Source organism: Pseudomonas sp. R3-52-08 (genome assembly GCF_003851745.1).
Classification (GTDB): domain Bacteria; phylum Pseudomonadota; class Gammaproteobacteria; order Pseudomonadales; family Pseudomonadaceae; genus Aquipseudomonas.
In genome coordinates this window covers 1,662,994-1,688,051 of the sequence record NZ_CP027730.1, presented here as the reverse complement: position 1 = coordinate 1,688,051, position 25,058 = coordinate 1,662,994, and the positions used below count along the sequence as shown (strand labels likewise).

Here is a 25,058-nt window from a genome sequence, read left to right as displayed (position 1 = left end):
GCATTCTACCTGAGTTGAGGGTGGGATGCGGCCAGCATTTTCGCTGCCGACACGTTCAGCAGGACATTTGCCGCGAACTTGAACCAACCGGCCGGCAAAGCTTTCGCCGGCCGCTGGCAAAAGGCTAAGCTAGGGGCAATCAGTGTCGGCGGTGCCGGTGCTAGTCGTGATTTCTCTGCACGGACGTCTCATGCGCAGTCGCCTTTTCAACTTTTTATCCTGCCTGCTTCTCTCCGCCACCGCCGTTCAATCTGCCCAGGCCGTGGACCTCACCACCCAACGTCAATATTACGATGAAGCCAAACGCGCCCTGGCCAAGGGTGACAGCGGCCCGTACATGCAATACAGCCAGGCCCTGGCCGACTACCCGCTGACGCCGTACCTGGCCTATGACGAACTGACCGCGCGTCTTAAAACCGCGAGCAACCAGGAAATCGAACAGTTCCTCGCCAAAAACGGCGACCTGCCCCAGGCCAACTGGATGAAGCTGCGCTGGTTACGCTGGCTGGCCGAACGCGGTGATTGGCAGACCTTTGAAAAGTACTACGATGCCAAGCTCAATTTCGTCGAGCTGGACTGCCTGCACGGCCAGTTCCAACTGACCCACAACCTCAAGGCCGAAGGCTACAAGACCACCGAAAAGTTGTGGATGACCGGCAAAACCCAACCGGCGGCCTGTGATGCGACCTTTGGCCAGTGGGCCTCTGATGGTCAGCTGACCGAACAAAAAATCTGGGACCGCGCCAAGCTCGCCGCCGAAGCGCGCAACTACGCGCTGGCCAACAGCCTGGTGAAAACCCTACCAACGCTCGGCGCCCAAGGCCGCCTGATGATCGACGTGGCGCAAAAGCCCGATATGCTCAGCGACCCGTCGCGCTTCCTGCCGGCCACCGAGGCCATGTCTGACGCCGTAGGCCTGGGCCTGCGTCGTCTCGCACGCCAGGACCCGGACAAGGCCATGGCTCTGCTGGACGGCTACGCCAGCAGCATGCACTTCTCCCGTGACGAAAAAGTTTCGATTGCGCGGGAAATCGGCCTGACCCTGGCACGCCGGTACGATCCTCGCGCGTTGGACGTGATGACCAAGTACGACCCGGAGCTGCGCGACAACACCGTCTCCGAGTGGCGCCTGCGCCTGCTGTTGCGCCTGGCGCGCTGGGAAGATGCGTACCAGTTGACCCGCAAGCTGCCGCAGGATCTGGCCACCACCAACCGCTGGCGCTACTGGCAGGCACGCAGCCTGGAATTGGCCGAACCGAAAAACCCGCAGGCGTTGGTGCTGTATAAAAACGTGGCCAAGGAACGCGATTTCTACGGTTTCCTCGCCGCGGACCGTTCCAAGACCCCTTACCAGTTGAACAACAAGCCGCTGGTGATGAGCCAGGCGCTGGTCAATAAAGTGCGCAATACCCCAGGCGTGCGCCGGGCCCTGGAGTTCTACGCCCGTGGCCAGATCGTCGATGGCCGCCGCGAGTGGTACCACGTCAGCCGTCACTTCAACCGTGACGAAATGGTCGCGCAGGCGAAGCTGGCCTACGACATGAAGTGGTACTTCCCGGCGATCCGCACGATCAGCCAGGCGCAGTATTGGGACGATCTGGACATCCGCTTCCCGATGGCCCACCGCGACACTCTGGTGCGCGAAGCCAAGGTGCGCGGCCTGCATTCAAGCTGGGTGTTCGCGATTACCCGCCAGGAAAGCGCCTTCATGGACGACGCCCGCTCCGGCGTCGGCGCCAGCGGCCTGATGCAGCTGATGCCCGGTACGGCCAAGGAAACCGCGCGCAAGTTCAGCATTCCCCTCGCCTCCCCGGCCCAGGTACTGGACCCGGACAAAAACATCCAGCTCGGCGCCGCTTACCTGAGCCAGGTGCACAGCCAATTCAACGGCAATCGCGTGCTCGCCTCCGCCGCCTACAACGCCGGCCCCGGCCGCGTGCGTCAGTGGCTACGCGGTGCGGACCATCTGAGTTTCGACGTGTGGGTGGAAAGCATCCCGTTCGACGAGACCCGTCAGTATGTGCAGAACGTGCTGTCTTATTCGGTGATCTACGGGCAGAAGCTCAATTCACCGCAGCCGCTGGTGGATTGGCATGAACGGTACTTCGACGACCAATAAGGCACTGAATCTGCCGAATATCCAATGTGGGAGGGGGCTTGCCCCCGATAGCAGAGTGTCAGTCAGCAATTTTGTTGCTGATCCACCGCTATCGGGGGCAAGCCCCCTCCCACATTTGTATTTCTGTGGAGGCTATTGGCGCTGGTGATCTGCACTGAACTGCAACGCCGCCAACCGCGCATACAGCGGATTGCTCGCAATCAACTGCTGATGCGTGCCCACGGCTACCAATTTGCCCTGGTCCATCACCGCGATCCGGTCGGCGTTCTTCACCGTGGCCAGGCGGTGCGCAATCACCAGGGTGGTGCGGCCCTGCATCAATTGCGGCAGGGCTTGTTGGATCAGGTGTTCGCTCTGGGCATCGAGGGCGCTGGTGGCTTCGTCCAGCAGCAGGATGGGCGCGTCTACCAGCAACGCGCGGGCGATGGCCAGGCGTTGCCGCTGCCCCCCGGAGAGGCCCAGGCCACCGTCGCCGAGGTGGGTCTGGTAGCCATCGGGCATTTGCAGGATGAAGTCATGGGCATGGGCGATGCGGGCTGCGGCTTCGACCTGCGCGCGGGTGGCCGTCGGGTTACCGTAGCGGATGTTGTCTTCGATGCTGCCAAAAAACAGCGCCGGGCTTTGGGATACCAGCGCGAAGTGGCGGCGCAGGTCCAGCGGGTCGAGTGCGGTCAGCGGCTGCCCTTCGAGCAGGATGCGGCCGTGCTGGGGGTCATAGAAGCGCAGCAGCAAGTCGAAGAGCGTCGATTTGCCTGCGCCGGAAGGTCCCACCAAGGCGAGGGTTTCGCCAGGGTTGACGCTCAGGTTCAGGCCGTCGATGGCGTAGCTGTCTGGCCGTGACGGGTAGGAAAAGCGCAGGTCTTGCAGCTCCATGCGCCCGCTGACCCGTTCCGGCAGCCGTACGCCACCGCTGGCCGGCGCCTGGATGTCGTTGCTCGACTGCAACAGTTCGCCAATCCGCTCCGCCGCACCGGCGGCCCGCTGCAGCTCGCCAAGCACTTCACTCAAGGTGCCCACAGCGCTGCCGACGATCAGGCTGTAGAACACGAACGCCGCCAGCTCACCGCCGGAAATGCGCCCGCTGATCACGTCCATCCCGCCGACCCACAACATCACGCCCACGGCACCGAGCACCAGCATAATCACCAGGGTAATCAGCCAGGAACGTTGCAGGATGCGTTTGCGGGCGGTGGTGAACGCCTCTTCCACGGTCAGGGCGAAACGCTGCTCGTCCTGCACCTGATGGTTATAGGCCTGCACGGTCTTGATCTGGCCCAGGGTCTCGGACACATAGCTGCCGACATCGGCAATGCGGTCCTGGCTCTGGCGCGACAGGCTGCGCACGCGCCGGCCAAAGATCAGGATCGGCGCCAGCACCAGCGGCAACGCCACCACGACAATGCTGGTGAGCTTGGGGTTGGTGATGAACAACAGCACGATACCGCCGATGACCATCAGGGCATTGCGCAGGAACAGCGACAGCGATGAGCCAATCACCGATTGCAGCAGGGTGGTGTCGGTGGTCAGGCGTGACTGGATTTCCGAGCTGCGATTGTTTTCGTAGAAGCCCGGATGCAGGTAGATCAGGTGGTTGAACACCTGTCGGCGAATGTCCGCCACCACCCGCTCGCCAATCCACGACACCAGGTAGAAGCGCGCGAACGTGCCCACCGCCAGGCCCACCACCAGCACCATAAACAGCGCGATGGACTGATTGAGCAGGTGCGGCGACTGGGTCATGAAACCCTGGTCGACCAGCAGGCGGATACCTTGCCCCATGGACAAGGTGATGCCGGCGGTAACGATCAGCGCCAGCAGGGCACCCAGCGCCTGCCAGCGGTAGGGCGCAATGAAGCGGCTGGCCAGGCGAATCGCACGGCGTTGACGGACTGAGAACATTTAGGGCTTCACCAATGAGGAGACTATTGATCAACATTGGGGGAACTTGAGCAAATAGCAATGAGTCAGGTTAATTATGCCCGCCGATAGAGGCCGCTAGAGGCTATCGGTCTAAGACTGATCTGGAAATATGTGCCGGTTTCTGGTGGACTGGGTGTTCGAACCGATGGTCGTGTATGGAGTTGTAATAGCTCGGTCACGCGGGGGAATTAAAGTAGGTACACAACCTGATGAGGAGACAGGCCATGACCTTGCAAAACAGCAGCGATGCCAAAATTGAAGTGATCCGCCAGCCGCAGCTATTGCCGTGCTCGTACATCGACGCCAAGGGCCGCGAGGTGCAGATCACCGAAGAAATGATCCAGCAAGCCTGCAGCGAACTGGAAGATAAATTGGTAAAGCCTGCCCAGTAAGGCGCAAGCGCCCACGCTCTTTCGAACCCGGCCCAGGTGGCCGGGTTTTTTATGCGCGTTAAACCGCTTCGGCGCCCAGGGCGGCGACGATGCTGGAAAGGGCTGCCGACTCACCATTGATGCGCACCTTCAAGCCGTCAATCTCACGACGCTCCGGGTAATGCTTGCGCAACAGGTCGAATGCCTTGCGCTGCTCCTCTACTGTTCCTACCAGGCTGCGACGCAAATCCGCATCGTCCCGGCGCGGGTCGTACACACTGCGGCACAAGGTCGCCAGCGCCCAGGCCGGATCGGTTGAGGCATTCAGGTGCACCTCGGCCAGCCATGGCGCCGGCAACAAATCGCGCAATTGAATGCTCGGTTCCTGGCCCAGGTGCGCACAGAACGCCTGGTAGATCTGCGCCGTACCGCGCTGCTTGCCGTCAAGGCTGTAGCCGGCGATATGCGGCGTGGCCAGCACGCACAGGTCAGCCAGGTCGGCATCCACCTGCGGCTCGCCTTCCCACACGTCCAGCACGGCTTGCAGGTCTTCGCGCTCCAGCAACACGTCGCGCAGCGCGGCGTTGTCCACTACCGCGCCTCGGCTGGCATTGATCAGCCAGGTGCCGGGCTTGAGCTGCGCAAGGCGCTGGCGATCGAACAGATGCCAGGTGGAGCCATTGCCGGACTTGGTCAGCGGCGTGTGCAAGCTGATCACATCGCAGTGCTCGATAATCTGCTGCAGGCTCACGTAGTCAGCGTCTTCGGCGATCTGCCGTGGCGGATCACACACCAGCACGTTCCAGCCCAGGCCCTTGAGCACCTTGACCAGCCGCCCGCCGACCTCGCCGGCGCCAACGATGCCGTAGGTGCGCCGGCTGAGGTCGGCGCCTTCGATTTCGGCCAGGGTCTGCAAGCTGCCCAGCACATAATCCACCACGCCCCGGGCATTGCAGCCGGGTGCGCTGGACCACTGGATACCGGCCTGCCTGAAGTAATCAAGGTCCAGATGATCGGTGCCGATGGTGCAGGTGCCGACAAACCCCACCGTCGTGCCCTCGAGCAAAGCCCGGTTGACGTTGGTCACCGAGCGTACCAGCAGCACATCGGCCTGCTCGACCGTGGCGCGGTCAATGGAACGGCCGGGCACGCGGCGAATCTCGCCAACCCCCTGGAAGAATGCATCGAGCAGCGGAATATTTTCGTCGGCAACAATCAGCATGGCAGGCTCCTTTGGCGGATCAGCAGTGTACAGGCTTGTGAGGATCCGATGTGGGAGGGGGCTTGCTCCCTCCCACAGGGATCTGTTGTGTTTAGTCGATTGTTTACAAATCCCCAACACAGGTTTTTTCCTGACCATTGCGTCAAAGCGTAGAATCCGCCGTCCTTGCGACTGCCTTTTTATTGGACACCTGTACGTGAACACTGCCACCGCTCCCCTCACCCGCCCCGCCCGTATCAGCCGGGAAGTGCGCGACCTGCTGACGCTGGCCTTGCCGATCATCATCGGCCAACTGGCAACCACTGCGATGAGCTTTGTCGATGCGGTGATGGCCGGACGTGTCAGCCCCCAGGACCTGGCGGCGGTTGGCCTGGGTAACTCGATCTGGATCCCGGTCTACCTGTTGATGACTGGCACCCTGCTGGCCACCACGCCGAAAGTCGCGCAGCGCTACGGCGCAGGCAAGTACAGCGAAATCGGGCCATTGGTACGCCAGTCATTGTGGCTGGCCGTGGTGGTCGGCATCGCGGGTGCGCTGCTGCTGCTGTGCGCCGAGCCGGTGCTGCATGCGATGAAGGTCGAGCCGGCACTGATCGAGCCGTCCATGGGCTACCTGCATGGCATCGCCGCCGGCATGCCGGCCATTGCGCTGTATTACGTGTTCCGCTGCTTCAGCGACGGCATGGGCCGTACGCGGCCGAGCATGGTCATGGGCTTGTGCGGGTTGGCACTGAACATTCCGCTGAACTACATCTTCATCTACGGCCATCTCGGCCTGCCGGCCATGGGCGGCGTAGGCTGCGGCTGGGCCACGGCGATTGCGATGTGGGTGATGATGCTCGGCCTGGCCGGGTGGACCCGCTGGGGCCCGGCGTATCAGAGCAGCGAATTGTTCAAGCGCTTCGACTGGCCGCAATGGGCGGTGATCAAGCGTGTACTGGGGATCGGCCTGCCGATTGGCGTGGCGATCTTTGCCGAGTCGAGCATCTTCGCGGTGATCGCCCTGCTGCTGGGCAGCCTGGGGGCTACCGTGGTGTCCGGCCATCAGATCGCGCTGAATGTCAGTTCCCTGGTGTTCATGATCCCCTACTCCCTGAGCATGGCCGTCACCGTGCGCGTCGGCCAGGCCCTGGGCCGTGGCGAACCGCGTGAAGCCCGCTTCGCCGCCGGCGTTGGCATGGGCACCGCGCTGGCCTATGCCTGCCTGTCCTGTAGCCTGATGCTGGTGTTTCGCGAACAGATTGCGGCGATCTACACCCCCGACCCGGTGGTCATCCACCTGGCATCGATGCTGATCGTGTTCTCGGCGTTGTTCCAGTTTTCCGACTCGATCCAGGTGACCGCTGCCGGCGCGCTGCGCGGCTATCAGGACACCCGGGTCACCATGCTGCTGACCCTGTTCGCCTACTGGGGCGTGGGCTTGCCGGTCGGTTACGCCCTGGGGCTGACCGACTGGCTGGGCGAACCCAGCGGCCCAAGCGGCTTGTGGCAAGGCCTGATCGTCGGCCTGAGCTGCGCGGCAGCCATGTTGCTGGTGCGCCTGGCGCGCAGTGCACGCCGACGCATCCACGCCGACAAGGCGCTCACGCGCGCCCTGTAGGAGCGAGCTTGCTCGCGAAAAACCTGAGAGCGCCGCGTTAAACCAGAAGCGCTGCTTGATCGTTAGCGTTTTTCGCGAGCAAGCTCGCTCCTACAAGGGTTCGGCGGTCAATCGGCTTTCTTGCGGATCCAGTAAAGGTACGTGCCGGCGTCTTCCTGTTGACTGACAAGTTCATGGTCGAGGAACACGCAGAATTTGGGAATATCGCGGCGGGTCGACGGGTCGGTCGCGATCACCTTGAGCAGGCCGCCCGCAGGCAGGTCGCGGATGTGCTGGTGCAGCATCATCACCGGCTCCGGGCAATTGAGGCCGGTGGCGTCGAGGGTGCCGTCTACGGGCAGTTCAAGACTCATACTTCACTCCTAAAACCAACCCAACCTTCTGTGGGAGGCGGCTTGCCCCCGATGACGGGGGCACATTCAACATAAATTTCGACAGTTATACCGCTATCGCAGGCAAGCCAGCTCCCACATTGGGTATCAGCGTCTCTTGGGTTTCTTTACGTCCACAAGTCGACGCAAGTGGCACGTCACTTCTTCGCGGTCGTGGTACAGCTGCTTGCAGCCAATCTCCACCCGAATGCCGCGTGCCTTGAAGCCGTCTTCGATGCGCTCCAGCAGACGCTTCACTTCGGCATACCGCTGCTTCATCGGCAGCTTGAGGTTGACCACCGCCTCGCGGCAATACCCCTCGCCGATCCAGGTTTCCAGCAATGCCGCGTTGCGCGCCGGCTTCTCGACAATATCGCAGACCATCCAGTCCACCGGCTGCTTGGGCACGAAGGTAAAGCCATCGGCCATCAAATGCTGCACCAGGCCGGTGTCCATCAGGCTTTCGGCCATGGGGCCGTTGTCAATGGCGGTCACCAGCATGCCCCGGTTGACCAGCTGCCACGTCCAGCCGCCGGGGGCCGCACCGAGGTCGACACCGGTCATGTCGCCATGCAGGCGTTCGTCCCACTGCTCGCGAGGAATGAAGTGGTGCCAGGCCTCTTCCAGCTTCAAGGTCGAGCGGCTTGGGGCTTCACGCGGGAACTTCAAACGCGGGATACCCATCGGCCACATCGCTGAATTGTTCGACTCGGCCAGGCCCATGAACACCTCGCGACCGCTCTTGAACGTCAGCAGCAGGCGCGGCTTGCTCGGGTCGTCCACCAGCCTGCCGGCGTTCAGCAAGGCTTTGCGCAGGTGCACCTCGAATTTCTTGCAGAAATTCGACAGTTCCTTGCCGTCGTTGGTATCGACCATCTCCAGCCACAGGCTGCCGCACACTGGGAATTCACGCAGGTGGGCGAGGATCACGCTGATGCGATCGGTTTCCGGCAGGTCGATGAATACCCCGCGCGCCCATTGCCTGGGGAAGATCAGCTCGGCGAAGCGCTGGCCGTGCATCAGGCGTTGCGCGCCGTCTTCTTCAGTGCAGACAAATTCGGCGCAAGCGCTGCCGGTCTTGGCCTTGGCGTAGCCGGAAACGTTCAGGCGCGCGGCGTGCTCCGCGATCTCGGAACAGACTTCGCCTTCAAAACCCGGGCGGCAGTGCATAAAAAGGGTGTTCAATTGAATCTCCTGGCAACGGGATTGCTCTATCGCAATACCTGTCATGAAAACGCGCGCATGATAGCCGAGTTCGGAACCTTGGACTTAAGCATAGAGTCCAGTTATTAGCCTGCTAATGAAAATCGCGCTAAGTTGAACGCTCTGTTCGTCCCGTCAGGTCCGTGGCCGTGCGGATCAAAAGGAGTCATGTAATGTCATCCCTTGATAGCCTGAGAACCCTTAAAACCCTGCAAATAGACAGCAAGACCTACCACTACTTCAGCCTGCCCGAAGCCGCCAAGAGCCTGGGTGACCTGGACAAGCTGCCGATGTCGCTCAAAGTGCTGCTGGAAAACCTGCTGCGCTGGGAAGACGCCAAGACCGTCACCGGCAACGACCTCAAGGCCATCGCCGCCTGGCTCAAGGAACGCCGGTCCGACCGTGAGATCCAGTACCGCCCCGCCCGCGTCCTGATGCAGGACTTCACTGGCGTGCCCGCCGTGGTCGACTTGGCCGCCATGCGCGCCGCCGTGGCCAAGGCCGGGGGCGACCCGCAGCGCATCAACCCGCTGTCGCCGGTCGACCTGGTGATCGACCACTCGGTGATGGTCGACAAATTCGGCAACGCCGACGCCTTTGAGCAAAACGTCGATATCGAAATGCAGCGCAACGGCGAACGTTACGCCTTCCTGCGTTGGGGCCAGAGCGCCTTTGACAACTTCAGCGTGGTGCCGCCGGGCACCGGCATCTGTCACCAAGTCAACCTGGAATACCTCGGCCGCACCGTGTGGACCAAAGATGAAGACGGCCGCACCTACGCCTTCCCCGATACCCTGGTGGGCACCGACTCCCACACCACCATGATCAACGGCCTCGGCGTGCTCGGCTGGGGCGTGGGCGGGATCGAAGCGGAAGCGGCGATGCTCGGTCAGCCGGTGTCTATGCTGATCCCGGAAGTGATCGGCTTCAAGCTCACCGGCAAATTGAAAGAAGGCATCACCGCCACCGACCTGGTGCTGACCGTGACCCAGATGCTGCGCAAAAAAGGCGTGGTCGGTAAGTTCGTCGAGTTCTATGGCGATGGCCTGGCCGATTTGCCCCTGGCCGACCGCGCCACCATTGCCAACATGGCGCCTGAATACGGCGCTACCTGCGGCTTTTTCCCGGTCGACGAGGTGACGCTGGACTACCTGCGCCTGTCCGGTCGCCCGACGGAAACTGTCAAGCTGGTCGAGGCCTACACCAAGGCCCAGGGCCTGTGGCGCAACGCCGGCCAGGAGCCGATCTTCACCGACACCCTGGCCCTGGACATGGGCAGCGTCGAAGCCAGCCTCGCCGGGCCGAAACGCCCGCAGGACCGTGTCGCCTTGCCCAATGTCGGCCAGGCGTTCAGTGATTTCCTCGACCTGCAATTCAAACCCACCAGCAAGGAAGAAGGCCGCTTGGAAAGCGAAGGCGGTGGCGGCGTCGCCGTGGGCAATGCCGACCTGGTGGGCGAAGCCGATTACGAATACGAAGGCAACACCTATCGCCTGAAAAACGGTGCCGTGGTCATCGCGGCCATCACCTCCTGCACCAACACCTCCAACCCCAGCGTGATGATGGCGGCCGGGCTAGTGGCGAAGAAGGCCGTGGAAAAAGGCCTGACGCGCAAGCCATGGGTCAAGACCTCCCTGGCGCCGGGTTCGAAAGTGGTTACCGACTATTACAAGGCGGCCGGCCTCACCCACTACCTGGACACCCTCGGTTTCGACCTGGTGGGCTACGGCTGCACAACCTGCATCGGCAACTCCGGGCCGCTGCCCGAGCCGATTGAAAAAGCCATCCAGCAAGCCGACCTCACCGTCGCCTCGGTGTTGTCCGGCAACCGCAACTTCGAAGGCCGCGTGCACCCACTGGTGAAAACCAACTGGCTAGCCTCGCCGCCCCTGGTGGTGGCTTACGCGTTGGCGGGTACGGTGCGTATCGACATCAGCAGCGAGCCCCTGGGTAATGACCAGCAGGGCAACCCGGTGTACCTCAAGGACATCTGGCCCAGCAGCCAGGAAATCGCCGACGCGGTGGCCCAGGTCAGCACGGGCATGTTCCACAAGGAATACGCCGAGGTATTTGCCGGCGACGCACAATGGCAAGCGATTGAGGTGCCGCAGGCGGCGACTTATGTGTGGCAGAAGGATTCCACCTATATCCAGCATCCGCCGTTCTTCGACGATATCGCCGGGCCGCTTCCGGTGATCGAAGACATCAAGGGCGCCAACGTACTGGCCCTGCTCGGTGATTCGGTGACCACCGACCACATCTCCCCTGCCGGCAATATCAAGACCGACAGCCCGGCCGGCCACTACCTGCGCGAGCAAGGCGTGGAACCACGGGACTTCAACTCCTACGGCTCACGCCGGGGCAACCATGAAGTGATGATGCGCGGCACCTTTGCCAATATCCGGATCCGCAACGAAATGCTCGGCGGCGAGGAAGGTGGCAATACGCTGTATATCCCGACCGGCGAGAGAATGGCGATTTACGATGCCGCGATGAAATACCAGGCATCGGGCACACCGTTGGTGGTAATCGCCGGCCAAGAATATGGCACCGGTTCGAGCCGCGACTGGGCGGCAAAGGGCACCAACCTGCTGGGCGTCAAGGCGGTGATCGCGGAAAGCTTCGAGCGAATCCACCGCTCCAACCTGGTGGGCATGGGCGTGCTGCCGTTGCAGTTCAAGCTGGACCAGAACCGCAAGTCGCTCCAGCTCACCGGCAAGGAGAAGATCGATATCCTCGGGCTGACGAATGCCGAGATCGAACCCCGGATGAACCTGACGTTGGTGATTACCCGGGAAGATGGCAGCAGCGAAAAGATCGAGGTACTGTGCCGGATCGATACGCTTAACGAAGTGGAATACTTCAAGTCGGGCGGTATCCTGCACTACGTGCTGCGCCAGTTGATCGCTTCCTGAGCAGCACTGCAAAACCAATGTGGGAGGGGGCTTGCCCCCGATGGCAGTGGGTCAGCTAAAGATAAGCTGACTGATACACCGCCATCGGGAGCAAGCCCCCTCCCACATTTTTGACCGCGCTCCGATCAGAACAACCACTTCCACAGCAATACCAGCACAATCACCGCCAGCACCGGCCGCGCAATGCGGTAGGCCTTGGGATGCTTGCGCTTCCACTGCTTGACCTGGCCGCTGAACTTGTCACTGAAGGTCTTGCTCCAGGCATACGCCTGGTTGATCCCACCCACGCGTTCGTCGTCGAGGTTCTGCGGCGCGGTAGCACGCCCCAGCTGCTTGCTGACCCAACGGTTGACGCGGGTCATCAGGCGGTTGCTCAGCGGGCGTTCGATGTCGCAGAACAGGATCACACGGGTTTGATCGGTTTCGTTCTTGACCCAGTGCACATAAGTTTCGTCGAACATCACGTCTTCACCGTCGCGCCAGGCGTAGACCTGGCCGTCGACGAAGATGCGGCAGTCGTCGGAGTTCGGCGTGGACAGCCCCAGGTGATAGCGCAGGGAGCCGGCGAACGGGTCGCGGTGCGGGTTCAGGTGGCTGCCGCCCGGCAACAACGCAAACATCGCGCCCTTGACGTTGGGGATACTGCTGACCAGCGCCACGGTTTTCGGGCACAAGGCCTCGGCCGATGGCAGGGGTTTGTCGTACCACTTGAGGTAGAAGCGCTTCCAGCCTTTCTTGAAGAACGAGCCGAAACCGGCATCGTTGTTCTTTTCGGCGGCGCGGATGTAGCCCTCGTCGAACAGGTGCATGGCCTCTTCGCGGATCACTTCCCAGTTGTCCTTGAGCACGTCCAGTTCCGGGAACTTGCTGCGGTCCAGGTAGGGCTTGGACGGTACCGCAGAAAACAGGTACATCAAGGCGTTATACGGGGCGAACAGCGCCGAATGGTTGACGAACTGGCGCAACATCGGCAAACGGGCCTTGCCGCGCAGGTGCACGTACAGCGTGCTGCCGATAAACAGCAGCAACACCGACAGTTTGGCGGCCAAAGAAAAGGTCATGCAGCAACTCCTGGAAATAAGCGCCTGGCCAACAGCAGACGTAACAGCCGGCCATGATAAACATTTGGGCCATTATGCAGAAGGCCTTGGCCAACCGGCTGACCTGAATCAACACGCCGTCGCCCTGTGGTGTAGGAGCTCAAGCCTGGTTTTCCTGCTCGGTAAACAAATCGCTGAACAACATGCTCGACAGGTAGCGCTCACCGGAGTCCGGCAGGATCACCACGATGGTCTTGCCCTGCATTTCCGGCTTCTCGGCCAGGCGCACCGCCGCCGCCATGGCCGCGCCGCAGGAGATGCCGCACAAAATGCCTTCTTCCTGCATCAAGCGCAGGGCCATGGCCTTGGATTCTTCGTCGGTGACCAACTCCACGCGGTCGACCATCGACAGGTCGAGGTTTTTCGGCACGAAACCGGCGCCAATGCCCTGGATCTTGTGCGGGCTGGGCTTGATCTCTTCGCCGGCCAGCGCCTGGGTGATCACCGGCGACACGAGCGGCTCCACTGCCACTGACAGAATCGGCTTGCCCGCCGTGTGCTTGATATAGCGCGACACACCGGTGAGGGTGCCGCCCGTGCCCACGCCCGCCACCAGCACGTCCACGGCGCCGTCGGTGTCGTTCCAGATTTCCGGGCCGGTGGTTTTCTCGTGGATGGCTGGGTTTGCCGGGTTTTCGAACTGGCCCGGCATAAAGTAGGTGCCAGGGTCGGCGGCGACAATTTCTGCGGCTTTTTCAATCGCGCCTTTCATGCCCTTGGCCGGTTCGGTCAGCACCAGCTCGGCGCCGAGGGCTTTGAGCACTTTACGACGCTCGATGCTCATGGACGCGGGCATGGTCAGCAGCAGTTTGTAGCCGCGTGCCGCCGCCACGAACGCCAGGCCGATCCCGGTATTGCCGGAGGTGGGCTCGACAATGGTCATGCCCGGCTTGAGTTTGCCGCTGCTTTCCGCGTCCCAGATCATGTTGGCGCCAATGCGGCACTTCACCGAGTAGCCTGGGTTGCGCCCTTCGATCTTGGCCAGGATGGTGACCCCGCGCGGTGCGATGCGGTTGATCTGCACCAGAGGCGTATTACCGATGGAGTGCGCGTTGTCTGCAAAGATGCGGCTCATGACGGATCCTATTTGGCAATGTCCAGAAAGGTCCCAAGGGTATGCCTCGTGCCCCTAGGCGTCCAGTCGGAGGAACGTTGCGCCCCTTGCAACAGTCCATCACCTACGAGCAAGGAGGACTGCCCCATGAAACGTCGTTACAGCTGGCCGCTCTGGACCCTCGCCGGGCTGGTGCTGGTACTGGTTGCCGTGCACATCGCGCTGCCTTACCTGGTGCGCAACTACCTGAATGAAAGGCTCGCCAATATGGGCGACTACCGTGGCGAAATTGCCGATGTGGACCTGGCTTTATGGCGCGGCGCCTACCGGATCAACGGTCTGCAGATCGTCAAGGTGGACGGTAAGGTACCGGTGCCGTTCATCAAGGCGCCGCTCATCGAGTTCGCAGTAAGCTGGCATTCGCTGTGGTACGACCATGCGGTGGTGGCCGAAGGGCATTTCGTACGCCCCGAGGTCAATTTCGTCGACGGTGGCGCCAACAAGCAGGCCTCCCAGACCGGTAAAGGCACCGACTGGCAGGAACAACTGCGCAAGCTGCTGCCGATCACCCTCAACGAAGTGCGCATCGAAGACGGCAAGATCTCGTTTCATAACTTCAGCTCCACGCCCAAGGTCAACCTCAACGCCACCGGGGTCAACGCCAGTTTCTACAACCTGACCAACGTGGTGGACGTCAAAGGCAAGCGCGATGCGCGTTTCGAGGGCAAGGCGCTGTTGCAAGACCAGGCGCCCCTGGAAGCCAACGCCACCTTTGACCCGCTGAGCGATTTCGAAGAGTTCGAATTTCGCTTGCGCGCCCGCGACCTGCAACTCAAGCGCATGAATGACTTCGCCTCGGCCTATGGCAAGTTCGACTTCAAGGCCGGCACCGGCGACGTGGTGATCGAAGCCCAGGCCGAAAAAGGCCAACTGAGCGGTTATATCAAGCCGCTGCTGCGCGATGTCGAGGTGTTCGACTGGCAGCAGGACGTGGAAAACAAAGACAAGAACATCTTCCGCTCGATCTGGGAGGCTGTGGTTGGCGCCAGCGAGACGGTGTTGAAGAACCAGCGCAAAAACCAGTTCGCCACCCGCGTGGAGCTGAGCGGCAGCGTGCATCAACAAAACGTCAGTGCGTTTTCCGCGGTGATCGCGATTCTGCGCAACGGGTTCATCCAGGCGTTCAACGCCCGTTATGAACAACCCAAGCCCAGCGCCGATTAGAACTGTGGGAGGGGGCTTGCTCCCGATGGCGGTGTGTCAGTCTATACATCGGTGACTGAACCACTGCTATCGGGGGCAAGCCCCCTCCCACATTGACTGCGTTGACCGGACTGACGTGACCGGCCATTCAGAGACTGAATAGCCCGTCTGCGTTCACAGTCGCCGGGGCTGCGCGGTATAGTCGGGCATTGATGAATTCGAGGAATGACCGATGAAGTTCGAAGGCACCCAGGCCTATGTGGCTACCGATGACCTGAAACTGGCCGTCAACGCCGCCATCACCCTGGAGCGTCCGCTGCTGGTCAAGGGCGAACCGGGTACCGGCAAGACCATGCTCGCCGAGCAACTGGCCGAGTCCTTTGGCGCCAGATTGATCACCTGGCACATCAAGTCCACCACCAAGGCCCACCAGGGCCTCTACGAGTACGACGCGGTCAGCCGTCTGCGCGACTCGCAACTGGGTGTGGACAAGGTGCACGACGTGCGCAACTACCTGAAAAAGGGCAAGCTCTGGGAAGCCTTCGAGTCCGAGGAGCGGGTGATCCTACTGATCGACGAAATCGACAAGGCCGACATCGAGTTCCCCAACGACCTGTTGCAAGAGCTCGACAAGATGGAGTTCTACGTCTACGAAATCGACGAGACCATCAAGGCCAAGAAACGCCCGATCATCATCATTACCTCCAACAACGAAAAAGAGCTGCCGGACGCGTTCCTGCGCCGCTGCTTCTTCCATTACATCGCCTTCCCCGACCGCACCACCCTGCAAAAAATCGTCGACGTGCACTACCCGGACATCAAGAAAGACCTGGTCAGCGAAGCGCTGGACGTGTTCTTCGACGTGCGCAAGGTGCCCGGTTTGAAGAAAAAACCTTCCACCTCCGAGCTGGTGGACTGGCTCAAGCTGCTGATGGCCGACAATATCGGCGAAGCCGTGCTGCGCGAGCGCGACCCGACCAAGGCCATCCCGCCGCTGGCAGGCGCCTTGGTGAAGAACGAGCAGGACGTACAATTGCTGGAGCGTCTGGCGTTCATGAGCCGTCGCGGTAATCGCTGATGTTGCTCAACCTGTTCAATGAAATGCGGGCCGCCAAGGTACCGGTGTCGGTGCGCGAGCTGCTCGACCTGATCAACGCGCTGAAACAACGCGTGACCTTCGCCGACATGGACGAGTTCTACTACCTGGCGCGGGCGATCCTGGTCAAGGATGAACGGCATTTCGACAAGTTCGACCGGGCTTTCGGCGCCTATTTCAACGGCCTGGAAAAGCTCGACGATCACCTGCAGGCGCTGATCCCCGAAGAGTGGCTGCGCAAGGAGTTCGAGCGCTTGCTGAGCGATGAAGAGCGCGCGCAGATCCAGTCCCTCGGCGGCCTCGACAAGCTGATCGAAGAATTCAAGAAACGCCTGGAAGAACAGAAAGAACGCCACGCCGGCGGCAACAAGTGGATCGGCACCGGCGGCACCAGCCCCTTTGGTTCCGGCGGCTACAACCCGGAGGGCATCCGCGTGGGTGACGCGGGCAAGCGCCAGGGCAAGGCGGTGAAGGTGTGGGACCAGCGCGAGTACAAAAACCTCGACGATCAGGTGGAACTCGGCACGCGCAACATCAAGATCGCCCTGCGCCGCCTGCGCAAGTTTGCCCGCCAGGGCGCGGCGGAAGAGCTGGACATCGATGGCACCATCGACCACACCGCGCGCGACGCCGGGCTGTTGAATATCCAGATGCGTCCCGAACGGCGCAACACCATCAAGCTGTTGCTGCTGTTCGATATCGGCGGCTCGATGGACGCCCATGTGAAGATCTGCGAAGAGCTGTTCTCTGCCTGCAAGACCGAGTTCAAGCACCTGGAGTACTTCTACTTTCATAACTTCGTGTACGAGTCTGTGTGGAAGAACAACCAGCGCCGCACCTCGGAGCGCACCTCCACCCAGGACCTGCTGCACAAGTATGGCGCAGACTACAAAGTGATCTTTATCGGCGATGCGTCCATGGCGCCCTATGAAATCACCCAGGCCGGCGGCAGCGTCGAACACTGGAACGAGGAGCCTGGGTATGTATGGATGCAGCGGTTCATGGCCAAGTACAAGAAGCTGATCTGGATAAACCCGTATCCCAAGGATACCTGGGGTTATACGGCGTCGACGGGGATCGTGCGCGAGTTGGTGGAGGACCAGATGTACCCGCTGACGTTGCGCGGGTTGGAAGAAGGTATGCGTTTTCTCTCCAAGTGAATGAAGACCCAAGCCCTGTAGGAGATCAAATGTGGGAGGGGGCTTGCCCCCGATTGCAGTGTGTCAGTCAATACATCAGTGACTGAACCACCGCAATCGGGAGCAAGCCCCCTCCCACATTTGGACTGCAGTGTTACTGGAATCGGCGCAAATAGTCGATGTGCTGCCGGTGCGCGGTTTCCTGCACCACGGGTGCCAATCGCACGTTCTCGCCCGGCAGACACTGCGCAAGCCGTGCCAAGGATAAAGGCGTCAACGCGCCTAACCGGGGATAACCACCAATGGTCTGGCGATCATTGAGCAGCACAATCGGCTGCCCATCCGGCGGCACCTGGATCGCGCCCAACGGAATGCCTTCGGAAATCAACGACGGCCCCTGATAGTGCAGCGGCGTGCCGAGCAAGCGCATGCCCATGCGGTCGGCGCGGCTGTCCAGCGCCCATTCGGTGTTGAACGCGTCGAATAAACTCTGCCCGCTGAACTGGCCTATTTGGGCGCCGACGATTACGTCCAGTGAGGCACCGGATTGCAAATCCGGGTTGGCCAGCACCTTCATCGCCCCGCCCGTGCCGGAATAAGCCAAGCGCCCGCCTTCGACCAATGCCTTGCCCAAACCGTCGACGCCGCCCAACTCCTCACGCACCACCGTTGCACAGCTGCCCAGCACCTGCGGCGCATCGAACCCGCCCGGCGCCGCCAGGTAAGCCCGTGCGCCCTTGAACGGCTGGGTAAAGCGCAAGCGCTGGCCTTTTTGCAGGATAAAACTGCGCCCCGGGCTGATGGCGCGCTCGTCGATAAAGGCGCCAAGGTCGGCACCGGCCAAGGCCAACAGGCAATAGTCCTCGGCCTGCACGGTAAAGCCGCCCAGGGTGATTTCCACCACGGGCGCATCCAGCGCATTGCCCAGCAGCCAATTGGCCCACGACATCGATACCCAATCCAGCGCGCCGCCCTGGGTCACGCCCAGGTGGCGCACGCCGAAACGCCCGGCATCCTGCAACAGGCACAGCGGCGTGCTGGCTTCGATCAACAAGCGGCTCATGCCTGTGCCTCCAAGGGCGTGTCATCGCCGCCCAGGTTGACGAACTCCGCGTGGCTGACCGCCTCGAAGCGCACCGTGTCGCCTGGCTGCATCAGGCTGTAGCCGTCGCGCTCGCGGTCGAACAGCTTGGCCGGGGTGCGCCCGATCAGGTTCCAGCCACCGGGGGACACCACCGGATAGGCGGCGGTTTGCCGCTCGGCGATACCCACACTGCCGGCCGTCACGCGTTTGCGCGGGGTGCTGAGGCGCGGTGTGGCGAGGACTTCATCCACCAGCCCCATAAAGGCAAAACCGGGGGCGAAACCGAGGGCGAACACTTGATAAAGGTGAGTGCTGTGGCGACGGATCACTTCAGCCACCGCAAGCCCACTGCGCTGCGCCAGCAAGGCCAGTTCCGGGCCAACGCTCAGGTCGTACCACACCGGCAGCACATGGCAGCGGCCGCCGCCCTGGGCCTGGGGCTGCAGGTCGGTCAGCGCCTGGTCGATCAACGCCCGCGCCTCGGCCGGGGCCAGGGTGGCGAGGTCGTAATGCACCATCAAAGTGGTGTAGGACGGCACCAGGTCGACCAAGGCACCGCCGAACCCGCTGCGCAACCGCTGGGTGGCGGCGAGCATCCACGGCATGTTGGCTTCGGCAATCACATCGAACAGCCGCACCATCAGGCAGTCGATGGCCACCACTTCAATCCGTGGCTTCATGCTGGTTTCAACGCCTGGCGGATACGCTGCACCGCGGCCACCGAGCTGGCGTTATCACCGTGTACGCACAAGGTGTGGGCCTGCAAGACCAAAGCGCTGCCGTCGCTGGCGGTCAGGGCCTCACCTCGGGAAATAGTCACCGCCTGATTGACGATGGTCTCGGTATCGTGGTGCACCGCACCCGGCAGTTGGCGGGAAACCAGATGGCCCTGGCTGTCATAGGCGCGGTCGGCGAAGGCTTCGAACCACAGGGTCACGCCGTATTCATCGCCCACGGCCTGGGCCGCGCTGTTGTCGCGCGTGGCCAGCAACATCAGTGGCAGGTCGCCGTAAGCGGCCACGGCCTGGATCACCGCGCGCAGCTGGGCGGGGTTGGCCATCATGTCGTTGTACATCGCGCCATGGGGTTTCACGTAACTGACGCGCCCCCCTTGTGCCCGGCAGATCCCATCCAGCGCACCGATCTGGTAGTGCAGCAGGTCCTGGATTTCCTCGGGCGTGTAGTTCATGGAGCGCCGGCCGAAGCCTTGCAGGTCCTGATAAGCCGGGTGTGCGCCCACTTGCACGGCGTGCTTGAGCGCCAGGCTGACGGTCTTGCGCATGATGCTCGGGTCGCCGGCATGGAAGCCGCAGGCCACGTTGGCGCAGTCGATGAACGGCATGACTTCAGCGTCCAGACCCATCGTCCAGTTGCCAAAGCTTTCGCCGATGTCGCAATTCAATAGCAGGCGGCTCACGGGGTCGCTCCTGTAGGCTTTGTTTTTTTGTAGTGTGGGATCTTTTACCAACATCTCGCAACGATGTTGTCCTTAACCCCAACGACGCTTATCGTGGAACGACTCGATTTTTGGCGCTGGCCCGGTGCGGCGTCCAACTAATAAAAACCGATCCAAGCATAAGAAAAAGTTGATCCCATGAATTTGAAGTTCCTCGAAACCTTCGTCTGGGTGGCCAAGCTCAAGAGTTTCCGGCTGACCGCCGAAAAGCTGTTCACCACCCAGGCGTCGATTTCCAGCCGCATTGCCGTGCTCGAAAGCGAGTTGGGGGTGAAGCTGTTCCTGCGCGATTCGCGTGGCGTAAGCCTGACCCCGGAAGGTTTGAAGGTGCTCGATTATGCCGAACAGATGATGGTGACCATGCAGGGCTTGAAACAGTCCCTGGAGACCACCAGCAGCAAGGTCGGACGGATTCGGATCGGCGCGATGGACACCGTGATTCACACCTGGCTCAGCCCGTTGGTTGCTGAGTTGATGAGCCTGTTCCCGCGGGTAGAAATCGAATTGGTCGCCGATACTGCATTGAACTTAAGCGATCAGCTGCAAAAAGGCTTCCTGGACCTGATCCTGCAAACCGACCTGCTGCGCCTGGAAAGCGTGCGCAGCCTGGAACTGGGCAGCCACCCTATGGCGTGGATCGTCGCCAGCCAGTCGATCTATAACCGCGACTACGCCTCCCTCGCCGAATTGGCCCAGGAACGTATCATCACCTACTCGAAAAACTCCTGCCCCCATCAGGATGTGTTGAGCTTGATGCAGGCCAACGGCGTGGCCGCGCCGCGCATGAATTGCGTCAACTCGGTATCGGCCATCACCCGTTTACTGCGCGATGGCTTTGGCATTGGCGCACTGCCGCCGGTGCTGGTCAGCGAAGAGCTGGCACGGGGGGAATTGGTGATGCTGCCGATGGCGCAGCAACTGCCGAACCTGCAGGTGGTGGTGTCGTGGCGGGTCGGGGTGGAATTGGTGGAGGAGATTGTGGGGTTGTGCCAGAAGGTCGTTGCTCGCTACGCCGAAGAGGTCGGCGAAGAGCGGATGGTGCTGAGCAACTGACTAAACCGGATACACATGTGGGAGGGGGCTTGCTCCCGATTGCGGTGGGTCAGCCAAACATAGGCTGACTGACACATCGCTATCGGGAGCAAGCCCCCTCCCACATTTTAGAGGCCCTTGAGGTCCCGCTCTTCGATCGGCCGGCTCTGGCGCAGGCGCCGGCCGCCCAGCACCACCCAATCGATCAGGCGATACAGGCATTCGATACCGAACGACAACAGCATCGCCCCACCCAGGCCCCAGCCCATGGCTTCGGGCGTGAGCAATATCTGGTAGCTGTAGCCATTCCAGGTTTCCAGGCGAATATCCGGATCGGCGGCCACCGCCACTTGCAGGGCGCGGATGTACCAGGGGCCTTGCATGGCCTGGAATTGCTTGTCCAACTCAAGCTGCCGGTCGAGCATCGCGCCCAGGCTGCTCGCGTCGCTCTGGAACACCGGATCGTCACTGGCACGGTAATGCGCCACCAAAGCTTGCATGTCACCGTTGAAGAACTGCTGCGCGGTGGACTCGAACCCGCGCAGGCCTGTCTGGGCCTCGATCAGGTGGGCTTCGACGCGCTTGGCGTAATCGTTGATAAAGCCCGGCACTTGCACACCGACCAACAAGCCAATGGCAAACAGCACCAACCGCAGATAACTGAGCAACATCGTCGATTCCTTATTCGGTAACGCCCTGGCTGACGCATTCACCGCGTCGCCACAGGCTCCATTGGCCCGGTTCGTAGCGGGTCCAGTTTTCGTTGTCGGTCAGAGGTTCGGTGGCGATCACCGTTACCACGTCATTGGGAGTGGTTTCGGCCTGGAAATCGACAATCACGTCGACATCTTTCAAGCGGGCCGGGCCAAACGGGGCGCGCCGGGTGATCTGCGCCAGCTTGGTCGAACAGTAGCAAAACAGCCAGTCGCCATCGCTGAGCAGGCAGTTGAACACGCCCTTGCTACGGTATTCGGCACAGGCGGCGATCAGGTCCGGCAGCATGTGCTCGATGTCCACCGGCTCGGGGAAGGCTTCGCGCACGCGGTTGAGCAGGTCGCAGAATGCCGCTTCGCTGTCGGTGTCGCCGACCGGTCGGTAGAAGGTGGCGCGGGGGGTGAAGTCGGCCAGTTGGCCATTGTGCGCGAAACACCAGTTGCGCCCCCACAGTTCGCGCACGAACGGGTGGGTATTGGCCAGGCTCACCTTGCCCACATTGGCCTGGCGGATATGGCCGATCACCACTTCGCTCTTGATGGGATAACGCTGCACCAGCAACGCGACTTCCGACTCGCTGCTCGCGGCCGGGTCTTGGAACAGGCGCAGGCCACGGCCTTCGTAGAAGGCGATGCCCCAACCGTCGCGGTGCGGGCCGGTACGCCCGCCCCGCTGCATCAGCCCGGTGAAACTGAACACGATATCGGTGGGGACGTTGGCACTCATGCCCAATAATTCACACATGCCAGGGCTCTCGCTGCAGGGCGGACAACGTTAAAGGCGCGGTTCGACCCGCATGCCACCGACGGGCGCCGGGCGATGGAACGGTTCGTCTTCTTCCGGCTCGGCGGCTAATGCGGCATCCGTGGCGGCCTTGCGCTCGCGGCGGGCGTTGGCGGCGCGCTCGATGGGCCAGCGAATCAGCACGAACACGATGTACAGCCCGAACACGATCATGGTGTACATGAACAGGTCGGAGATGGCGCGCCAGGCGTTATTGCCGACCTTGAGCACCAGGTCCAGGGCGGTGATCGCCACGGCCGGCGCGAACTGGGTCTTGATCGGGTCGACGATGGTGGGGCTGAGCAACAGCACCGCCATCAGTAACTGCAACGGCTCACGCAGCCAGCGCCACATCCAGCGGGTCATGCGCCACCACACTAACAGGCAGCCCAAAGCGGCGAAGGCGTAAAGGCCCCAAGCGGTCAGATAGTCGTTCTCGGTCATGGTGTCCATGGCAAGGCTGGCAAAGAGGCGGCTATGATAACGGCTTTTGCGTGTCGCGGCTGCAATGCCGGCCACCGTCCGCCCGATAGAGAATTATCCATGCCTATTTCGACCGCACCGATTGCCCGCAAGGCCCCAGGCCCAGACCCGTACGCCTGGCTGCAGGAGCGTGACAGCCGCGACGTCCTCGATTACCTCAAGGCCGAAAACGCCTGGCAAGAGGCGCAGCTCGCCGACCAGCAGGCGCTGCGCGAGAGCCTGTTCGAAGAGATCAAGGGCCGTATCCTGGAAACCGACTTGTCCCTGCCCTCCCCCTGGGGCCCGTATCTGTACTACACCCGCACCACCGCCGGTGACGAATACGCGCGTCACTACCGCTGCCGCCGCCCGGCCGATGACAGCAACCAGGTAGATGAACACAGCGAAGAACTGCTGCTGGACCCGAACGAGCTGGCCAATGGCGGGTTTTTCTCCCTCGGCGCGTTCAGCATCAGCCCCGACCATCAGCGCCTGGCCTACAGCCTCGACACCAGCGGTGAAGAGATCTACACCCTGTTCGTGAAGGAATTGGCCACCGACAAGGTCAGCGAGCTGGCGTTCGACAACTGCGACGGCAGCATGACCTGGGCCAACGACAGCCTCACGCTGTTCTTCGGCGAACTGGACGACACCCATCGCCCGCACAAACTCTACCGCTACCGCCTGGACGGCACAGCGGCGCAGGAAGTGTTCCACGAACCCGACGGACGTTTCTTCCTGCATTGCTACCGTTCCAGCTCCGAGCGCCAGTTGCTGCTGGCCCTGGGCAGCAAGACCACCAGCGAAATCTGGGCACTGGACGCCGACCAGCCGCACCTGGGTTTTACCTGCCTGGCGCCACGGGTAGAAGACCATGAATACGATGTCGACCACGGCCAGCTGAACGGCCAATGGACCTGGTTTATCCGCAGCAACCGCGACGGCATCAATTACGCGCTGTTCGTTGCCGCCGACACCGGCACGGTGCCCACCGAAGCCGACTGGCAGAACCTGATCCCCCACAGCGACGAGGTGATGCTGGACGGCATCAGCCTGAATGCCAGCGCCATGACCTTGAGCCTGCGCATCGGTGGCCTGCCAGTGATCGAAGTGCACCCCGAGGGCGTGCCGGCCTATCGCGTGGAATTGCCTGACGCGGCTTACAGCCTCTACGTACAGGACAGCCTGGAATTTATCAGCGACAAGGTCCGCCTGCGCTATGAAGCCCTGAACCGCCCGGCCCAGGTGCGCCAGTTGGAACTGGCCAGCGGCGCTCAACAGGTGCTCAAGCAAACCCCGGTACTCGGCGCATTCAATGCCGACGACTACGTCAGCCAGCGCCTGTGGGCCACGTCCGCCGACGGCACCCAGGTGCCGATCAGCCTGGTGGTCAAGCGTGACCAGCTCGGCAAGCCGACGCCGTTGTACCTGTATGGCTACGGCGCTTACGGCCAAAGCCTCGACCCGTGGTTCTCCCACGCACGCCTGAGCCTGCTCGACCGTGGCGTGGCGTTTGCCATCGCGCATGTGCGCGGCGGCGGCGAACTGGGTGAAGCCTGGTATCGCAACGGCAAGCAGGAACACAAGCAGAACACGTTCAGCGATTTCATCGCCTGCGCAGAACACCTCATCGCCCAGGGCCTGACTACCGCCAGGCAACTGGCGATCAGCGGCGGCAGCGCCGGCGGCCTGTTGATCGGTGCCGTGCTCAACCAGCGCCCGAAACTGTTCCAGGCGGCGATCGCCGAAGTGCCGTTTGTCGATGTGCTCAACACCATGCTCGACCCGGACCTGCCGCTGACCGTCACCGAATACGACGAATGGGGCAACCCGCAGCAGCCCGAAGTGTATGCGCGCATCAAGGCGTATGCGCCTTACGAAAACGTGCGGGCCCAGGCCTACCCGCACCTGCTGGTGATCGCCGGTTACAACGACAGCCGCGTGCAGTACTGGGAAGCGGCCAAGTGGGTGGCCAAATTGCGCGACACCAAGACCGACGACAACCTGCTGCTGCTCAAGACCGAGCTGGGTGCCGGTCACGGTGGCATGAGTGGCCGTTACCAGGGATTACGTGACGTAGCGCTCGAATACGCCTTTGTGTTCAAGGCGCTTGCACTGATTTAAGAACGTTGATTTAAGAACACTGTTTTAAGAACACTGTTTTAAGAACTTAGTGCAAGGCGGTCCCGTCTGAACACAGGACCGCCTACCGAA

Annotated in this window: 21 protein-coding genes; 9 read left to right on the top strand and 12 right to left on the bottom strand. The window is 61.8% G+C overall.

What is annotated here, in order from left to right; translation table 11 throughout:
- The first annotated feature begins 190 nt into the window (after window positions 1–190).
- On the top strand, window positions 191–2,119 hold the full coding sequence (locus C4J91_RS07780; RefSeq protein WP_124361789.1) for a transglycosylase SLT domain-containing protein: 1,929 nt from the start codon (window positions 191–193) through the stop codon (window positions 2,117–2,119).
- Window positions 2,120–2,251: 132 nt separating this feature from the next.
- On the opposite strand, the gene C4J91_RS07775 is transcribed toward C4J91_RS07780, so the two are convergent.
- A complete protein-coding gene (locus C4J91_RS07775) occupies window positions 2,252–4,018 on the bottom strand; it encodes an ABC transporter transmembrane domain-containing protein (protein ID WP_124361788.1) in 1,767 nt (588 codons plus the stop codon).
- A 245-nt stretch (window positions 4,019–4,263) separates the two neighbouring features.
- On the opposite strand from C4J91_RS07775, the gene C4J91_RS27520 reads away from it, so the two are divergent.
- The gene (locus C4J91_RS27520) at window positions 4,264–4,431 is read left to right on the top strand and encodes a PA1571 family protein (RefSeq protein WP_164484516.1); all 168 of its coding nucleotides are present in this window, start codon (window positions 4,264–4,266) and stop codon (window positions 4,429–4,431) included.
- Window positions 4,432–4,489: 58 nt separating this feature from the next.
- Here C4J91_RS27520 and pdxB read toward each other — a convergent pair whose 3' ends face one another.
- Window positions 4,490–5,632 (bottom strand): 4-phosphoerythronate dehydrogenase PdxB, encoded by a 1,143-nt coding sequence (gene pdxB, locus C4J91_RS07770; RefSeq protein WP_124361787.1) that lies wholly within the window; start codon window positions 5,630–5,632, stop codon window positions 4,490–4,492.
- 196 nt (window positions 5,633–5,828) lie between these two features.
- Here pdxB and C4J91_RS07765 point away from each other — a divergent pair, with 196 nt between their 5' ends.
- Window positions 5,829–7,232, top strand: a complete 1,404-nt coding sequence (locus C4J91_RS07765) for an MATE family efflux transporter (protein ID WP_124361786.1) — start codon at window positions 5,829–5,831, stop codon at window positions 7,230–7,232.
- Window positions 7,233–7,339: 107 nt separating this feature from the next.
- Here the strand turns inward: C4J91_RS07765 and tusA are convergent, their stop codons facing one another.
- Window positions 7,340–7,585: a sulfurtransferase TusA gene (gene tusA / locus C4J91_RS07760; RefSeq protein WP_124361785.1), complete on the bottom strand. Its 246-nt coding sequence runs from the start codon at window positions 7,583–7,585 to the stop codon at window positions 7,340–7,342.
- 126 nt (window positions 7,586–7,711) lie between these two features.
- Window positions 7,712–8,788, bottom strand: coding sequence for a 23S rRNA (cytidine(2498)-2'-O)-methyltransferase RlmM (rlmM, locus tag C4J91_RS07755; RefSeq protein WP_124361784.1), 1,077 nt, complete (start codon window positions 8,786–8,788; stop codon window positions 7,712–7,714).
- Between the two features lie 191 nt (window positions 8,789–8,979).
- On the opposite strand from rlmM, the gene acnA reads away from it, so the two are divergent.
- Window positions 8,980–11,721, top strand: coding sequence for an aconitate hydratase AcnA (gene acnA / locus C4J91_RS07750; protein WP_124361783.1), 2,742 nt, complete (start codon window positions 8,980–8,982; stop codon window positions 11,719–11,721).
- Between the two features lie 125 nt (window positions 11,722–11,846).
- On the opposite strand, the gene C4J91_RS07745 is transcribed toward acnA, so the two are convergent.
- Window positions 11,847–12,782: an aspartyl/asparaginyl beta-hydroxylase domain-containing protein gene (locus C4J91_RS07745; RefSeq protein WP_124361782.1), complete on the bottom strand. Its 936-nt coding sequence runs from the start codon at window positions 12,780–12,782 to the stop codon at window positions 11,847–11,849.
- Between the two features lie 139 nt (window positions 12,783–12,921).
- Window positions 12,922–13,896, bottom strand: a complete 975-nt coding sequence (cysK, locus tag C4J91_RS07740) for a cysteine synthase A (protein WP_124361781.1) — start codon at window positions 13,894–13,896, stop codon at window positions 12,922–12,924.
- Between the two features lie 126 nt (window positions 13,897–14,022).
- Between cysK and C4J91_RS07735 the strand changes: the two genes are divergently transcribed.
- From C4J91_RS07735 to C4J91_RS07725, 3 genes are all read left to right on the top strand, one after another.
- Window positions 14,023–15,099: a DUF748 domain-containing protein gene (locus tag C4J91_RS07735; RefSeq protein WP_124361780.1), complete on the top strand. Its 1,077-nt coding sequence runs from the start codon at window positions 14,023–14,025 to the stop codon at window positions 15,097–15,099.
- A 211-nt stretch (window positions 15,100–15,310) separates the two neighbouring features.
- On the top strand, window positions 15,311–16,156 hold the full coding sequence (locus C4J91_RS07730; protein WP_003189627.1) for a MoxR family ATPase: 846 nt from the start codon (window positions 15,311–15,313) through the stop codon (window positions 16,154–16,156).
- Window positions 16,156–17,334 carry a VWA domain-containing protein gene (locus tag C4J91_RS07725; protein ID WP_124361779.1) on the top strand — a complete coding sequence of 393 codons (1,179 nt, stop codon included), beginning with the start codon at window positions 16,156–16,158 and terminating at the stop codon, window positions 17,332–17,334. The genes C4J91_RS07730 and C4J91_RS07725 overlap by 1 nt, the downstream gene beginning before the upstream one ends.
- A gap of 133 nt (window positions 17,335–17,467) precedes the next feature.
- On the opposite strand, the gene C4J91_RS07720 is transcribed toward C4J91_RS07725, so the two are convergent.
- Genes C4J91_RS07720 through C4J91_RS07710 form a run of 3 tightly spaced genes read right to left on the bottom strand, consistent with a single transcriptional unit; the run spans window position 17,468 to window position 19,814 of the window.
- Window positions 17,468–18,376 (bottom strand): biotin-dependent carboxyltransferase family protein, encoded by a 909-nt coding sequence (locus C4J91_RS07720; RefSeq protein ID WP_124361778.1) that lies wholly within the window; start codon window positions 18,374–18,376, stop codon window positions 17,468–17,470.
- Complete coding sequence (gene pxpB, locus C4J91_RS07715) at window positions 18,373–19,077, bottom strand: 5-oxoprolinase subunit PxpB (protein WP_124361777.1); 705 nt, start codon at window positions 19,075–19,077, stop codon at window positions 18,373–18,375. The genes C4J91_RS07720 and pxpB overlap by 4 nt, the downstream gene beginning before the upstream one ends.
- Entirely contained in the window at window positions 19,074–19,814 is a 741-nt protein-coding gene (locus tag C4J91_RS07710; protein ID WP_124361776.1) for a 5-oxoprolinase subunit PxpA, read from the bottom strand. The genes pxpB and C4J91_RS07710 overlap by 4 nt, the downstream gene beginning before the upstream one ends.
- Window positions 19,815–19,991: 177 nt before the next feature.
- On the opposite strand from C4J91_RS07710, the gene C4J91_RS07705 reads away from it, so the two are divergent.
- Window positions 19,992–20,906 carry a LysR family transcriptional regulator gene (locus C4J91_RS07705; RefSeq protein WP_124361775.1) on the top strand — a complete coding sequence of 305 codons (915 nt, stop codon included), beginning with the start codon at window positions 19,992–19,994 and terminating at the stop codon, window positions 20,904–20,906.
- A 107-nt stretch (window positions 20,907–21,013) separates the two neighbouring features.
- On the opposite strand, the gene C4J91_RS07700 is transcribed toward C4J91_RS07705, so the two are convergent.
- The 3 genes from C4J91_RS07700 to C4J91_RS07690 are packed head-to-tail and all read right to left on the bottom strand — an operon-like array spanning window position 21,014 to window position 22,901.
- A complete protein-coding gene (locus tag C4J91_RS07700; RefSeq protein ID WP_005786113.1) occupies window positions 21,014–21,556 on the bottom strand; it encodes a DUF2937 family protein in 543 nt (180 codons plus the stop codon).
- Window positions 21,557–21,566: 10 nt separating this feature from the next.
- Entirely contained in the window at window positions 21,567–22,343 is a 777-nt protein-coding gene (locus C4J91_RS07695) for a class II glutamine amidotransferase (RefSeq protein WP_124361774.1), read from the bottom strand.
- Between the two features lie 30 nt (window positions 22,344–22,373).
- Window positions 22,374–22,901: an MFS transporter gene (locus C4J91_RS07690; protein ID WP_124361773.1), complete on the bottom strand. Its 528-nt coding sequence runs from the start codon at window positions 22,899–22,901 to the stop codon at window positions 22,374–22,376.
- A 24-nt stretch (window positions 22,902–22,925) separates the two neighbouring features.
- Between C4J91_RS07690 and C4J91_RS07685 the strand changes: the two genes are divergently transcribed.
- Window positions 22,926–24,968: a S9 family peptidase gene (locus tag C4J91_RS07685; protein ID WP_124361772.1), complete on the top strand. Its 2,043-nt coding sequence runs from the start codon at window positions 22,926–22,928 to the stop codon at window positions 24,966–24,968.
- The last annotated feature ends 90 nt before the right edge of the window (window positions 24,969–25,058 follow it).